Raw genomic sequence first — 12,381 nt, forward strand, 5'->3', positions numbered from 1 at the left:
ACCGCGATCGGTGCGGCCGGACGTGGTGTCCGCACCGATCGCGATCGGGGAACCGATCAGCCGACCAGATCCGCGAGGCGGTCGACCTGTTCCGGATCGGTGCCGTAGCAATACAGCATCACTTCGTCGGCTCCGAGATCGGCGAACTGCCGTATCGCGGCCCGGATCTCCGCCGGTGTCGTACACATCCCCGACACCGTGTTCTCCGCCCAGCCGCTGAACTCGTAGTACGCGCCGACTGCTGCCCGGGCCTCGTCGACCACGGCTGCCGGTCCGATCGCGATGTTCACCTGGGCGACGATCCGGGGTTCGCCCGCCCGCCCGTGTTCGTGCCAGGACCGGCGGACCGAGTCGAACAGTCCCTCGCACCATTGCGCCGGCGCCGCGGAGAGGAACCCGTCGCCCCAGCGGGCGATCTGTGCCAGCGCCACGGGCCGGAAGCCGCCGATGAGGATCGGTGGCCCGCCGGGCCGGACCGGGGCGGGACCGATCGGACCGCATTCGGCGCCGAACGGTTCACCGGACCACAGCGCGCGTAGCCGGGGGAGTTGTTCGTCCATCAGGCGGCCGCGGTGGTCCAGATCGACACCCGCCGCGGCGTGATCGTCGGCGCGACCGCCGACACCGAGGCCGAGCACCAGTCGGCCCTCGGACATGCGGTCCAGTGTGGCCACCTGTTTGGCCAGCAGCGCGGTATCGCGTAGCGGGGCGAGCAGGACCTCGGTCTGCACCCGCACCCGGGTGGTGGCGCCGGCGAGCACCGACAGCGCCACGAGCGGTTCGGGATTGTCGTAGGCGAGGCGATCGAGCAGGCCGAGTGTCGAGAAAGGCCCCGCGTCGGCGCGCCGGGCCCAGTCGAGCAGGGCGGCGGGGTCGGCGATGGGCAATCCGAGTCCGATGTGCACGGAAATTCCTCCTGAAAACGGGTGGGCAAACAGTGCCGCCCACTCATCGTCCGGATTCGTGCGGACGCGGGCTCCCGCTCTGCGGCTGTACTTCTGGAGAGCACCGATCGATTGATGGCGACTATAGGGCGGGAAACCGGCCGTCGCAAGCACGATGGGTCGTCCGGACGGGATTCCGCGCCTGCGGAACCGCGATCACAACACTTCCAGGACGGCCTTACCGTGCAGGCGACGGGACAACAGTGCCTCGGCCGCTTCGCCGAATCGGGTCCACTCGCCCTGCCAGGCGATATTCGGCTGCAGTGTGCCGCCGGCGACCTGCTGGGCGAGCCAGGTCAGATCCCGGCCGAGATCGGCGCATCCCAGCAGGAAGAACGAGGTGACCGACCGGTCGTGCCGTCCCTGGTCGCCGAAGAACGCTCCGTACGGGAACGTTTCGTCCGCTTCCGCCGAATGACCGACCGCCACCACGGTCCCGCCCTCGGCGAGGCGCCGGTAGGCGTCGACGAGATGGGCACCGCCGACCAGATCGATCGCGCCGTCGACCGGGGTGGCCGGATCGCCGGTGCCGGTGACGACTTCGTCGGCCCCGAGTTCGCGCAGGCTCGGGCCGTGGGTGGCCGGATCGCCGGTTGCCGCCACGACGTATGCGCCGCCGAGCCGGGCGAGCTGGACCGCGTACCGCCCGGTGCCGCCGGTCGCTCCGGTGATCAGTATCCGGCGTCCGAGCAGCGGGCCGAGCCGGTGCAGGGCGCGGAGCGCTGTCGTGGCGGCGACCGGAATCGTGGCGAGCTGCGCCGGCTCCGCGCCGCCCGGTGCCGTCCCGATCAGATCGGTGTCGACCGCGCGGTATTGCGCCCAGGCGCCGTCCCAGCCGAGGGTGATCACCGGCGTACCGGCGGCCGGCCCGGACCCGTCGGCGGCGGCGTGCTCCACGATCCCGGCCGCGTCCCAGCCCGGTACCGACCCCTGCGGTGCGTCGCCGCGCGCGAACCGGACCTCGCCGTGGTTGAGCGATGTCGCGGTCACCCGGATCACCGCCTGGTGCGGGGTGGGCTCCGGATCGGCGACCTCGCCGAGACGTAATCCCGCCGGAGCGGAACGATCGATCACCAATGCGCGCATATGACCGCACCTTTCGAGTCATGAGGAATCCGGTGGAGCCGAGTGCGCCACGGCCTCCGAGATAAAATGCCACTAAGTGGCAAATGGCGTCAAGGGGCGATAGCGGACCGGGGGCGTGAGGTGGTTACTCTGTGACCATGGCTGACGCTGCGCGCGACCGGCCGCCGCTGCGGGAACGCAAGAAACAACGCACCCGGCAGGCGCTGGTCGACACTGCCCTGGAACTGTTCGCGGAGAACGGGTTCGACAACACCACGCTCGACGAACTCTGCGATGCCGTCGAAGTCTCCAAACGCACCTTCTTCCGGACCTTCACCAGCAAGGAAGACGTCGCCATGGCCCCCCTGCGGGATCTCTGGGCCGCTTTCCTGGACGACCTCGCGACCCGCGAATCCGCCGGAACGCTGTACGGGACGGTGCAGGGCAGTGTGCTGGCGGCGCTGGACCGGATGCCGCCGGACGGCTGGGCCGACCGCGCCGCCCGCAGTCACCGGCTCGCGCAGTCCACGCCCGCCATGGCGGCGAACAACCTTCAGTTCTGTGACCGGACGGTCCGCGATGCCCTGCTGATCCTGCACAACCGATTCGATATCGGCCTTCCCGCCGATCCGCGTCCCCGGCTGGCGCTCGATATCGTGGTCGCCGCGTTCCATCGTGCCCTGGACGTGTGGAGCGACGGCGCCCGCGAAACCGATACCGCCGCACTCGCGCGCCGGGTACGTGATGTCTTCGCCGCCGTCCCCGACGCGCTCGCCATGACTCCGGCGCCCCGCCCTGTCATCCGCGACCGGTAGCCGCGGGCCGGGATCCGCCGGACGTGTTCGGCCCGTGGTGTCGGCCCTCGCGGTGGCTCGAGCAGTCGGGAGTTACGAGCCGGCGACGAGTTCGTACGAACGACGCGGTGTCGAGATCGCCGATGTGGGTGACAGTCACGGTATCGGCGTCGATATCGACCGTGACGGCGGTGACTGCGTCGATGTGTTCCAGTTCCTCGGTGACGAATCCTGCGAAGGTGAATTCGATGCCGAGCTGTCGGTGGACTGGCTGGTCGCGGTGGCCGTCCAGCTCGCGCACGCGGCGGCCGAGGCGAGCCGCGGCGGCCGGACGGGCGAAGCCGACGCGACGCACGCGCTGCGCACCGGTCTGCTGCGAGTGCTCGGGTGCCCCGACTGAGGCGAATCGCGTCCATATCGGCCGGAAAAGAAACGGTCCCGGAAAGCTGTGAGCTTTCCGGGACCGGCGGCTGTGGACGAACTGTCCAGAGCCTACGCAGATTCGGGTGGTGCACTACGTCCTCACCGGAGCGGCCACGCCCGGCGAACAGGGGCCGCGATATCGACGGGAAGACGTACGGGTGTTCCTCTTACGCGCCGCCGCCTGCACCGGCCGCGGCGTCGCCGCCGGCGGAACCGCTCAGCAGGAGCGGCAGCAGCACCGGAAGCAGCTGATCGGCGGAACCGGTGGCTGCGCCGGTGCCGGAATCGGGGTCGGTCACCGGTGCCGCATCGGTCAGCGGCAGCGGGGTGGCGGATGCGGCACCGGCCGCCACGCCCACGCCGGCCGCGGCGATGGAGACGGCGGCGGCGAAGGTGCTGAATCTGGATCTCACAGTGTTCCTTTCGTTGGTGTCCCCACAATTGGGGACGAGGATCGTTACGCTGTCACATGTTCGGGTCGTGCGAGAGTGTTACAACGAGATTCACTCTCTCTCAACAGATTAGAGGCGCGAACGTTTCGCTTCCCTGATGGTGGACCGGCAATCGCGGAAAGGCGAAACGGTGCCGCCCGCGGGTGATCCGCTCGATCGGCGCTCTGCGAGGTCGCTGTAAACCCGGAGTGCCGGGTGGATCCGCTCGTTGTGGAGCCGCCACCGAACCCGGTCCCGGTCGGCCGCGCCCCCGCCGCCGTGCTGCTGCCGTGATCTCCCGCGGCCGATATCTCGGGCTCCGGCGCGAACCTCCACCCAACCGATATCGGCACGGCGCGGTACGGCGCTGTACTCCCGCTACGGTCGAGACTCATGTCCAGCGAACAAGAGCAGCCGGCGTGGACGCCGTCGTTCCATCTGGACGCGATCGCATCGGAGCGGGCGTCCCGCTCCGATGCGACGGCTCTGCTCGTCACCGCCCTCGATCTCCAGGCCGCGTTGCCCGGGATCCGGCGGATGCGCGGCTGGGCGCACGAAGCGCTGGCGGTCGGTCCGGGGGAACGGGCCCTGGACATCGGCTCGGGGACCGGTTCGGAGGTGCTGGAATTCGCCCGCCGGGTCGGGTCCGGCGGGGAGGCCGTGGGCGTCGAACCCAATCCGGTGATGCTCGCGGTGGCGCGCGAACGGGCGGTCGCGGCGGCGATACCGTGCCGGTTCGTGGAGGCCGATGCCTACCGGCTGCCGTTCGGCGACGATCATTTCGATGCGGTCCGGTGCGAGCGCGTCTACCAGCATCTCGACCATCCGGCCGCCGCGACCGCGGAGATCGCCCGGGTTCTGCGGCCCGGCGGCCGGGTGGTGCTGATCGACAGCGATTGGCAGACCGCGATCCTGCACCCCGGCGATTCCGGAGTGGTCGCCCGGATGGTCGCCGCGATGCTGGAGGCCACGCCGAATGCCAGGTCCGGCCGGCTGCTGCGTGGCCTGCTCGCCGCGGCCGGATTCGAGATCGACGATATGGGTTCGGAGGCGGTGATCTGGGATCCGGCCGCCGCCCGCCCGATGTTCGACGAGGTGGGCGGTAGTGCTCTGGCCCGGGAGGTGGTCACCGAACAGGAGCGTGCCGATTTGATCGCGGCGCTCGAAGCCGGTATAGCGACCGGCGACTATCACCTGTCGGTGACCATGTTCGCTGTGCTCGGACATCGTCCGGGCAGATAACTCCTGGTGGGGGTCCCGCGAGAATGTTGCGGAGCCCGGGCGCGGGTGGTGTCGCCGGTTTCGTGTGGCCCGGGGCCGCGGCATCGGCGATCGGCCGGGCCGCTCACCCGAGGGTGGCGATACCGGCGAGGATGAGGTCGATACCGGCGAGGAACTGTTCGCGGTCGTCGTGCCCGGGCAACTGTGCCGCCACCGAATGCACGAAGGGGTACTCGGCCGGGTCGTGCCGGGTCCATTGCGCGGCCACGGTCGCCAGGAAGGCCGAACGGTCCGTATCCGGTGACAGCAGCCGAGCGCCCGCGGCGTACTGGGCCGCCAGGCCGAGGATGTAACTCACCAGCGCGGACGCGCAGTCGAACTGTGCCTCCTCCGCAACGCCTAGCGCCCGGAGTTGTCCGCCGATTCCTTCGAATATGCGCAGGATCGCGGCCTGCCAGGGCTCACGGGCGAGCTGGGTGCCCACCCACGGGTGGGCATCGATCGCGTCGAACAGTCCCGAGGCGATGGCCCGGATCGCCGCGGGTGGCGGCACTCCCTCGGCGGCCCCGGTCACGACTCGGGTGATGACGTCGTCGGTCGCCGTCGCGAGCAGTTCGTCCTTGTTCGCGATATGCCAGTAGATCGCCCCGCTACCCGTCGCCAGGCGTGCGGTCAGCGCGCGGAAGGTGAGCGCGTTCTCGCCTTCGGTGTCGAGGATCTCGATCGCGGCCTCGACGATCCGCTCTTTCGAGAGTGCGTTCGCCCGGCGTGCGCCGCGCTGTGTCCTGGTCGCCATACGCTCCATCTTGACATATCTGGAACGCCGTTCCACAGTGTTTGTGGAACGGCGTTCCAGAAATCACGGAAGGAGAAGACGATGACGACACCTGTAACGATCGCCGGCGCGGGCCTCGGCGGCCTCACCCTCGCCCGCGTCCTGCACATCCACGGCATACCCGTGACCGTCTACGAGGCGGAACCCGCCGCCCGGGCCCGCACGCAGGGCGGACAGCTCGATATCCACGAGCACGACGGACAGGTCGCGATCGAGGCGGCGGGTCTCACCGCCGAATTCCGCGCGATCATCCATCGCGGCGGCGCGGCCACACGTGTGCTCGACCGGTCCGGCACCGTCCTGCTCGACGAGCCCGACGACGGTACCGGTGGACGTCCCGAGGTGTTGCGCGGCGACCTGCGCCGGATCCTGCTGGACTCCCTACCCGACGGAACGGTCCGATGGGGCCACAAGATCACCGGTGTCCGGTCGCTGGGCGCGGGCCGGCACGAACTGGTCTTCGCGGACGGGGCGGCAGTCACCACCGACCTCCTCGTCGGTGCCGACGGCGCCTGGTCGAAGATCCGGCCGCTGCTGTCCGCGGCGGTACCCGAGTACATCGGCACGACCTTCGTCGAGACCTATCTCTTCGATGCCGGTGAACGGCATCCCACGACGGCCGCCGCGGTCGGTGCCGGCGCGATGTACGCACTGAACCCGGGAAAGGGAATCGTCGCGCACCGCGAGGCGGGCGATGTCCTGCACACCTACATCCAGCTGAACCGGCCCGCCGAATGGATCGCCGGTATCGACTTCGCCGATCCCGCCGCGGTCGTCCGGATCGCGGCCGAATTCGACGGATGGGCACCGGAACTGACGGCGCTGATCACCGCCGGCGACACCGCGCCGGTCCCGCGCATGATCCACGCCCTCCCGGACGGGCACCGCTGGGACCGGGTTCCCGGGGTGACACTGCTCGGTGACGCCGCGCATCTCATGCCACCGTCGGGCGACGGCGCGAACCTGGCGATGCTGGACGGCGCCGAACTCGCACAGGCGATCGTCGCCCATCCCGGGAATGCCGAGGCGGCCCTCGCCGCGTACGAGACCGCACTGTTCGCGCGCAGCGGGCCGGCCTACGCGCAGGCATGGGAGGTACTGGAACTCTGCCTCGGCGACCGTGCGCCGTCCGCGCTCGTCGATTTCCTGACCGGCGGAACCGGGTAGCGGCCCGCATCGCGCGGAGCGTTCCTGATCGGAGCGCTGTGCGGTTGCGGCCGGGCTCGGCGGTGCGGATTCGCCGGCCCGATGCGGTTGCGGGCCACTTGCGTGGCCGGTTAGTGTCGGCAGCGACAACCGGGGGGATATCGGGTCACCTCGACACATTCTTGTTGTGATGGTGGTGGGTATGGGGCGCTTTCGCGGGCCACGGTCGATTGTGGTGAGCGCGGTCGCCGTGACGGGGTTGCTGGCCGGGTGCGGAACGGACGGGCCGGGGACTTCCGCATCGGAGCCGGTATACCGGGGGATCGCGGGCTCCTGCACCGAGATGGCGGCCCCGGCGGCGGATGCCGTTCGTGCCTACACCGGTGAACTGTTCAGTGACGCGGTCGGTTTCGAAGAGACAGGTGCGCCGTCGACGTCGCCCGACCTCACCACGAAAGAATGCCGAGCGATCTACGCGGCCGCGGCCGCGCCGGCCGCTTCCCCGTCGACCGATCCGCCGAGCCGGCGCGTGATCCATCTGCGGATCGCCCTGCAGGTGGGCGCGAGTGCGCTGCAAGCCGCCGAGCGGCACTTCGACACCGCCTGCGCGAGTGTCGACTGCCGGATCACGACCGGTATCGGCGACGAATCCTTCGAGGGTGCGGTCGAGGGTTCGTCCGCTACGGCGGTGACGATGTTCCGTACCGCCAACGCCATTGTCAGCGTCACGGTCGACGGGTCGGACTTCACCACCCGGCCCGACGGGAGCGATCGGTCGGCCGAGATCGCCGAACTCGCGCCCGGGGCCCGGGCGATCGCGCAGGCCATGGCCGTGGATCTGGGTGCCGTCGTGACATGAGGCGGGCAGAAATTCGGGCGGGGATCGCTTCGAGAAATCCGATCGGAACGGGTTGATCGTCTTGCCGCCGACCGGTGACAGTTACTCGAGGACGGAACAACATGGCACGTGACCTGCAGACAGATCTCGATCTGCTCGAGGCGACATCGAAATGCTGGCTGACCGAAGCCGGCCCGCAACTGCGGGAAGCAGCGCAATCGATCGACAATTTGAAATACACCCAGGTGCAGTTCGGTGCTCTGTTCATCGGCGCGTGGCAGTCCTACAGCAAGGCCGCCGCCCACCTTCAGGACCTGCTGAACCAGGCCGGTGGCGCGGCCGACCAGATGGGAAACGCGCTGCATGCCACCGCGGTGAGCTTCGCTGATCAGGAATCTCAGAACCAGGAGGCGCTCAACAAGGTCGCCGGAGAGATGGGTTCCTAGATCCGATGACCGAGTATCCCCTTCTCACCGAAGACGCACTGGCCGGAATCCGTGACGATCTCCTCTCCAAGATCGACGAGGTGAAGGAGGTCCCGGACCGTCTCAACGGCGAATTCGACAAGCTCCGAGTGATCAGTCTCGCGTCGTATCTGCTGCTGACCGATACCCGCGACGATATCCAGGAAAAGCTGAAAGAACTGCTGGCGAAGCTCGAGGAGTTCGTCGAGGGAATGTTCGCCCCGTGGCTCTTCGTGGACTATGCGGCCAAATGGCTCGATGTCGGCACGAAGGTATCGGCCGTGAATGCCCGCGTCAACGATATTTCCTTCAATATGGACGGTAACTGGGACGGAAGCGCCTACAAAGCATTCAACGCGTCGAAAACGGCGCAGGGTGCGGCAATGACGGCGGTCACCGCGCAGTGCCAGAAGATGAACGATCAGATGCTGGCGATCGCCGAAGAGGGTCGCACGCTCTACTCGAATGTCATCCAGAACGTCGGCACGATGCTGGCCGAACTCGCTGTCGGTCTGGCCGAGTCGGAGGCGACAGCGGGCGCCGCGCTGGTCTGGACGGTGAACAATCTGAACTCGGCGGTGGTCGCGGCCGTCGACCTGGTCGTGGCGGCTTTCACCGATTTCATCGAGGTGAACGTCAAGGTTCGGATCGCCTCGAACACCCTCAGCAGTATGGTGAACGACGCGACCGGGCTGGCCGTCGATCCGACGAGAACGACGGTATGGCCCGGCACCCAGACCAAAGAGTTCGACAACAAGGACGACGGCTGGAAGCAGGACGGAGCCGACGGCTGATCGATACGGTCGGCACCTGCCCCGCCCAGACGGTGGCAGTGTGCCGCTTTCCCTGCCGCAGTAGCCCGATTCGATAGGGGCCGCGATGTCACCGCAGGACTTCAACGGCGGATTCTTCAACCACTACGACGACCCTGATGAATTCTGGGACGAAGAGCCCTTGGTGGTGAACTCCCGGCCTGCACCGCCCCGGCCGGCGCCGGCCCCCGCGCCGCCGATACCCCCACCGCCTCCGAAACCCAGTGGGCCCGAACGTGCGCGCGTACCGTCGGCCCCGTCCGGACTGGTGGAGGTGAAGTGCGGACTCGACCGCCTACCGGTGTCCATAACGCTGAAGCCGGCGTGGAAGGACATGTTCGCGCCGGGTGACTACGGCCGTTCGATCATGGACGCCTATCGGCATACGATCCAGGAGATGACGCTCGCCCTGATCGAGTCGGGGACGATTCCGCCGGCGACCATCCCGTCCCTGCGCGACGCCGCACCCCTGCTCCTGCGGACCCGCACCGACCAGGAGTACACGGCGCTGTACAACGAATTGTTCGCCCAGCCGGTACACACGGCCCACGGACCGGGATGCGGCCCGCACGGCGAACCGGGAATCACCGTGGTCGCGAAACGCTCGCAACTGATCTCGATCACTATCGACCCGGACTGGGCTGTTCGGGCCGATCCGAGGTATATCGCACAGGACATCGTCGATTGTTGCGCTCGGATACGGGCGCGGACACCGGCAATCGTCAAGGGGGAAGTACCGGAACAGGTTCCGGACAGTGAAGTGGCCGCGCGGATCGTCGAACACAAGAGAAAGCTGGCGGAGGCCGCGATCTGACACCGCGCGCTGCCGCTACCTCGCGTGGGCCGTTCGCCGGGACCGGGCCGCGAGCTCCGCCCGGCCGGTAACGCGTTGTCCGAGTGACGATCCCGCCGATCCGGCCCCGATGGACCGGATCCGCGAACAGGGTCGGCCGATGGATGATTTCATTGAATTCCCCGACGTCACCGGGATCTGATCGAAAGGCCGACCGTGGCAGAGCCGTCCATACCGCCGAACACGCCCTATCCGTATGGGCCGGCCGGGCCCACGTCCTACCCGCAACCACCGGCACCCCGCAGTAAGCGACCGTGGATCATTGCCGGCATCGCCCTCGCCGCCGTAGCGCTGGCCGGCGTAGCCGCCGTCCTGCTGTCCCGGCACTCCGCCGATGCCGGGTACACCGCGAAAGAGGTGGCGAACTCGTGTGATGTCGTCGATATCTCCGTGATCGAACAGTGGGTACCGCCGATGGGAGCGCAGCCCGAGCACAAGGAAACCCGGAACGGGCCGATAACAATGCTCGAATGCTCGGCCGAGAACAAATCGGCCGACGAGTCGAAGCTGGCATCGATCGCGCTCATCGCGACCGTCGATGAGCAACCATCGGTGGGTATCCAGCCGATCCAACTACCGCTCGGGCCCGAGACCACCGGTACGGACAGGGAACAGGGAGCGGTCACCGGTATCGGTGAAGAAGCCCACTACTACTGGTCGGAGGGATCGTCCACGGCCTATTCGTGGGTGGCCTCGGTGTATCAACTCGAGGTGCGCGACGCCAACCTGGATGTATCCGTCACGCTGCAGGTCGTCGGCGGCACCAAGGACGACCTCGCCACTGTCGCCGAAGCCCAGGTACGACAGGTGATGGACGAACTCCGGAAGTAGTAGGGCACGCGTCAAACAAGCCAAGACCGCCCATCCGGATAGTCGTCGAAGTCGTCGGGCCAATCAGAGGGGCCGACGGTGCCGGGATCGGATCGTGGACGCAGTGGCGGCGTCTCGGACAACGGAGGTGCCGCGCTCCAATTCCAGATGAACCGGTCCGACGACTTCATCTCGACTACCTCCGGCGGAAGCGGTTGAGCCCAGGTCTCGATTTCGGACCACTGACACTCACCACGTTGTACCCGCACCCAATAGTCGGTGAGCTCCGGCGAGGCGCCCGGCCGCACGGCCAGTGCTCGCATGAATTCTTCCGTGACCTCGGTGGGCGCGTCGAGGAAGGCCTGCATATCGAATTCGTCCATGCGAATCCGCGCGGTCCGTAGGTCGTCGACGGCACCCAGCAACTTGCGGTAGGCGGCCTCGACCGCTGGGTCGACATCCGGGTTGCGATCGGAAAAGCTGTGCGGTTTCATCCGTTCGCCCACGGTTGTTGTCCGGTGCCCACGTCATAAGACTCGCCTGGGCGGTTGGTGGTCTGGGACAGGTCGGCCGCCAGTCTGGCGTCGTTCACGATGTCCGCTGCCTTGACACCTTTGGCGAACGGTTCCACCAATTGCTCGAACTTCTGATTGGCCTGGTCACGGGCAAATTGGGCGGGATCGCGAAGCACCTCGAGAAATTTCTGCACCGCCTCGACCAACTTCCTGATCTGATCGACCAAATTCACCGCGCGCTCGATGATGTCCTTGATCTTGAATGCCAGTTCGGTGATCTGAGCGGTCCAGCCCACGACCGGGATCTTCTTGAAGGCGAACTTGAAGGCATCCGTTATGCCATCGATCTTCACCTGGCTTTCGAGCATCTCCCACAGCCAGGTGAGCACGCTTCGGATCGCGTTGCGAATTTCATCCGAGACTGCTCCCAGGCCCTCGGAGATGATTCGACCCGTCGGGCCTTCCCATTTCATCGCCGCTATCTGGCGGGCAGACCAGTCGCTGAACGCGAGGGCTGCCTGGCCGTCCCAATACGCGTCGACCCGCTTGACACCCGACTCGAGATTCTTTCCACATGCCTCGAGCGCCTGACCGGCAATCTTGTACGCCTCACCGATTCTTCGGATCTCGGTCCAGTTTCCCGGAATGGGCTTCAAAGCCTCACCCAGCGGATCGAACTCCTTGCCGGCGGCCTTGGTCAGGCGCTTCACTGTGTCGTTCACGGCTCCGAGGGGCGGCGCGACGTCCCCGATGAGGCCGATCAACTCTTCTTTGTTCGCCGTCGGCGGGTCTAGCTGTACGTTCTCCGGTTTCGGGTACGCGACTGCGCCTTCGAAAGCATTGGTCGCGCCCACCGCTTCCTGTTCGGCGAGCGCCGGAACTTCCTGATCCGGGGCGAGTAGATTGACCTTCTGCCGGTTCAGCGCCTCATAGGTTCGGTTGTCCTGGTCCACGTAGAGCCAGGCGGCGTCGCGTAACGCGAGTGCGCTGTCGGCGGTCGTCGTTCCGATGCTGAGCATACGCATCCGGGTGGTTTCCGAGAACGACCGCAAAGGTTCCAGCAGACCGTTGATGATCTCCGCATTCAGCCATTCGGCGGGCGGCCCCTCTTTGTGAATGAAGTCGGCGGCCTTCCAGGCATCCTTGCCGATATCCTCCATGAGGTTGCCCATCCCGGCGATCTCGCCGGCGTTCGCCCGGAACCCCTCTACCAATTGTTTACACCTTGCC

At 67.3% G+C, this 12,381-nt stretch carries 15 protein-coding genes; 9 read left to right on the top strand and 6 right to left on the bottom strand.

Annotation, left to right across the window (positions count from 1 at the left end; genetic code table 11):
* Positions 1–56: 56 nt before the first annotated feature.
* Positions 57–905 (bottom strand): LLM class flavin-dependent oxidoreductase, encoded by an 849-nt coding sequence (locus tag ACWCPQ_RS09670; protein ID WP_449896645.1) that lies wholly within the window; start codon positions 903–905, stop codon positions 57–59.
* 195 nt (positions 906–1,100) lie between these two features.
* Positions 1,101–2,030: a zinc-binding dehydrogenase gene (locus tag ACWCPQ_RS09675; protein WP_449896647.1), complete on the bottom strand. Its 930-nt coding sequence runs from the start codon at positions 2,028–2,030 to the stop codon at positions 1,101–1,103.
* A 137-nt stretch (positions 2,031–2,167) separates the two neighbouring features.
* Between ACWCPQ_RS09675 and ACWCPQ_RS09680 the strand changes: the two genes are divergently transcribed.
* Together ACWCPQ_RS09680 and ACWCPQ_RS09685 are read left to right on the top strand one after the other, a co-directional pair.
* Positions 2,168–2,824 (top strand): TetR/AcrR family transcriptional regulator, encoded by a 657-nt coding sequence (locus ACWCPQ_RS09680; protein ID WP_449896649.1) that lies wholly within the window; start codon positions 2,168–2,170, stop codon positions 2,822–2,824.
* Positions 2,825–2,876: 52 nt separating this feature from the next.
* Positions 2,877–3,203 carry a hypothetical protein gene (locus ACWCPQ_RS09685; RefSeq protein WP_449896651.1) on the top strand — a complete coding sequence of 109 codons (327 nt, stop codon included), beginning with the start codon at positions 2,877–2,879 and terminating at the stop codon, positions 3,201–3,203.
* A 190-nt stretch (positions 3,204–3,393) separates the two neighbouring features.
* On the opposite strand, the gene ACWCPQ_RS09690 is transcribed toward ACWCPQ_RS09685, so the two are convergent.
* Positions 3,394–3,639, bottom strand: coding sequence for a hypothetical protein (locus tag ACWCPQ_RS09690; RefSeq protein ID WP_449896653.1), 246 nt, complete (start codon positions 3,637–3,639; stop codon positions 3,394–3,396).
* Positions 3,640–4,050: 411 nt separating this feature from the next.
* Between ACWCPQ_RS09690 and ACWCPQ_RS09695 the strand changes: the two genes are divergently transcribed.
* On the top strand, positions 4,051–4,899 hold the full coding sequence (locus ACWCPQ_RS09695; protein ID WP_449896655.1) for a methyltransferase domain-containing protein: 849 nt from the start codon (positions 4,051–4,053) through the stop codon (positions 4,897–4,899).
* A 103-nt stretch (positions 4,900–5,002) separates the two neighbouring features.
* On the opposite strand, the gene ACWCPQ_RS09700 is transcribed toward ACWCPQ_RS09695, so the two are convergent.
* A complete protein-coding gene (locus tag ACWCPQ_RS09700; protein ID WP_449896657.1) occupies positions 5,003–5,674 on the bottom strand; it encodes a TetR/AcrR family transcriptional regulator in 672 nt (223 codons plus the stop codon).
* An 81-nt stretch (positions 5,675–5,755) separates the two neighbouring features.
* Between ACWCPQ_RS09700 and ACWCPQ_RS09705 the strand changes: the two genes are divergently transcribed.
* The 6 genes from ACWCPQ_RS09705 to ACWCPQ_RS09730 all read left to right on the top strand — a co-directional run bounded on the left by ACWCPQ_RS09705 (position 5,756) and on the right by ACWCPQ_RS09730 (position 10,657).
* Positions 5,756–6,880, top strand: coding sequence for an FAD-dependent oxidoreductase (locus ACWCPQ_RS09705; protein ID WP_449896658.1), 1,125 nt, complete (start codon positions 5,756–5,758; stop codon positions 6,878–6,880).
* A 214-nt stretch (positions 6,881–7,094) separates the two neighbouring features.
* Complete coding sequence (locus ACWCPQ_RS09710) at positions 7,095–7,718, top strand: hypothetical protein (protein WP_449896660.1); 624 nt, start codon at positions 7,095–7,097, stop codon at positions 7,716–7,718.
* A gap of 101 nt (positions 7,719–7,819) precedes the next feature.
* Positions 7,820–8,143, top strand: a complete 324-nt coding sequence (locus ACWCPQ_RS09715) for a hypothetical protein (protein ID WP_449896662.1) — start codon at positions 7,820–7,822, stop codon at positions 8,141–8,143.
* Positions 8,144–8,148: 5 nt separating this feature from the next.
* On the top strand, positions 8,149–8,955 hold the full coding sequence (locus ACWCPQ_RS09720) for a hypothetical protein (protein WP_449896663.1): 807 nt from the start codon (positions 8,149–8,151) through the stop codon (positions 8,953–8,955).
* 85 nt (positions 8,956–9,040) lie between these two features.
* Positions 9,041–9,787: a hypothetical protein gene (locus ACWCPQ_RS09725; RefSeq protein WP_449896665.1), complete on the top strand. Its 747-nt coding sequence runs from the start codon at positions 9,041–9,043 to the stop codon at positions 9,785–9,787.
* A 195-nt stretch (positions 9,788–9,982) separates the two neighbouring features.
* Complete coding sequence (locus tag ACWCPQ_RS09730; protein ID WP_449896666.1) at positions 9,983–10,657, top strand: hypothetical protein; 675 nt, start codon at positions 9,983–9,985, stop codon at positions 10,655–10,657.
* Positions 10,658–10,668: 11 nt separating this feature from the next.
* On the opposite strand, the gene ACWCPQ_RS09735 is transcribed toward ACWCPQ_RS09730, so the two are convergent.
* Positions 10,669–11,130: a hypothetical protein gene (locus ACWCPQ_RS09735; RefSeq protein ID WP_449896668.1), complete on the bottom strand. Its 462-nt coding sequence runs from the start codon at positions 11,128–11,130 to the stop codon at positions 10,669–10,671.
* A complete protein-coding gene (locus ACWCPQ_RS09740; protein WP_449896670.1) occupies positions 11,127–12,365 on the bottom strand; it encodes a hypothetical protein in 1,239 nt (412 codons plus the stop codon). The genes ACWCPQ_RS09735 and ACWCPQ_RS09740 overlap by 4 nt, the downstream gene beginning before the upstream one ends.
* Positions 12,366–12,381 lie beyond the last annotated feature (16 nt).

The sequence above is a fragment of the Nocardia sp. NPDC001965 genome, from assembly GCF_053594175.1.

Coding starts and splice junctions, on each gene's coding strand:
- ACWCPQ_RS09715 (WP_449896662.1), top strand. CDS start 7,820: ATGGCACGTGACCTGCAGACAGATCTCGATCTGCTCGAGGCGACATCG.
- ACWCPQ_RS09705 (WP_449896658.1), top strand. CDS start 5,756: ATGACGACACCTGTAACGATCGCCGGCGCGGGCCTCGGCGGCCTCACC.
- ACWCPQ_RS09735 (WP_449896668.1), bottom strand. CDS start 11,130: ATGAAACCGCACAGCTTTTCCGATCGCAACCCGGATGTCGACCCAGCG.
- ACWCPQ_RS09720 (WP_449896663.1), top strand. CDS start 8,149: ATGACCGAGTATCCCCTTCTCACCGAAGACGCACTGGCCGGAATCCGT.
- ACWCPQ_RS09725 (WP_449896665.1), top strand. CDS start 9,041: ATGTCACCGCAGGACTTCAACGGCGGATTCTTCAACCACTACGACGAC.
- ACWCPQ_RS09680 (WP_449896649.1), top strand. CDS start 2,168: ATGGCTGACGCTGCGCGCGACCGGCCGCCGCTGCGGGAACGCAAGAAA.
- ACWCPQ_RS09700 (WP_449896657.1), bottom strand. CDS start 5,674: ATGGCGACCAGGACACAGCGCGGCGCACGCCGGGCGAACGCACTCTCG.
- ACWCPQ_RS09675 (WP_449896647.1), bottom strand. CDS start 2,030: ATGCGCGCATTGGTGATCGATCGTTCCGCTCCGGCGGGATTACGTCTC.
- ACWCPQ_RS09695 (WP_449896655.1), top strand. CDS start 4,051: ATGTCCAGCGAACAAGAGCAGCCGGCGTGGACGCCGTCGTTCCATCTG.